At 46.7% G+C, this 1080-nt stretch carries 1 protein-coding gene; it reads left to right on the top strand.

Features of this window, described 5'->3' with window-relative positions; translation table 11 throughout:
- Positions 1-900, top strand: a 900-nt coding sequence (locus R8N47_RS23710; RefSeq protein WP_318185916.1) for an ATP-binding cassette domain-containing protein, incomplete at its 5' end; no start/stop codon positions are given.
- Between the last annotated feature and the right edge of the window lie 180 nt (positions 901-1080).

Below are 1080 nucleotides of genomic sequence, written 5' to 3'. Positions count from 1 at the left end.
ATCGAAGAAGCGACAGAAATGAAGTCGCTAGACATTAAGAACCACTGGCTTGGTCAAAGCCAAGATCAGCGCGAGTACACTGGCCCGTTGTTGGATGTGAAAAACGTCAACCTAAGGTTTGTGACTAAGGACTCTTTGTTTGAAAGCCGCCGTGAGTACGTGCAGGCTTCGAACAATGTGAGTTTTGAGGTGCACGAAGGTGAGACGTTTGGTCTGGTGGGTGAGTCAGGTTCGGGTAAGTCGACCATCGCGCGCGTGATTGCTGGTTTGTATGAGCCAAACTCTGGCCAAGTGAAATTTGAAGGCATCGATCTCACGGCGATGAAGTCGGAAAAAGAGCGTCGTCCGATGCGACGTCAAATGCAGATGGTGTTCCAAAACCCATACACGTCTATGAACCCTCGTATGAAGGTGGCAGACATTATTGCCGAGCCAATTCGTTTCCATAAACTCACCAAAAATGAAGCAGAAACACGTCAAATCGTGAATGATTTGCTTGATCATGTTGGTTTGGGTCGCATGGCTGGCGTGAAATATCCTCATGAATTCTCTGGTGGTCAGCGTCAGCGTATTTCGATTGCGCGCGCTCTGGCAACTCGTCCTCGACTTTTGATTTGTGATGAACCGACATCAGCGTTGGATGTGTCGGTACAGGCACAAATTCTGAACTTGCTAAAAGATCTGCAAAGTGAACTGAACCTAACGATGTTGTTTATCAGTCACGATTTACCGGTGATTCGTCAGATGTGTGACCGAGTAGGTGTAATGCAGATGGGCACGTTATTGGAAGTCGCGCCTACCGAGCAGCTCTTTACTGCTCCACAGCACGAATACAGCAAAAAATTGATTTCTCTGATGCCTGAATTTACGGGCTTGCGAGAAGAAATCAAAACGGCATAAACCAAGTATTTCGCTTGGCTGATCTTTAGTCATTATAAAGACGCAAACACAATAACAAGGGATCCGGATCCCCGCATGAAGGAGTTATGCAAATGAAAACCATGAAAAGCAAATTAGCAGTGGCGCTAATGGCTGCGGGCCTTAGTTTTAATGCGCTAGCAGCAGATATTAAAGTTGGCT

This window comes from Vibrio sp. 2132-1 (genome assembly GCF_033344315.1).
The sequence above is the reverse complement of the archived record's forward strand: the minus strand, read 5'-3'. Positions and strand labels throughout refer to the sequence as shown.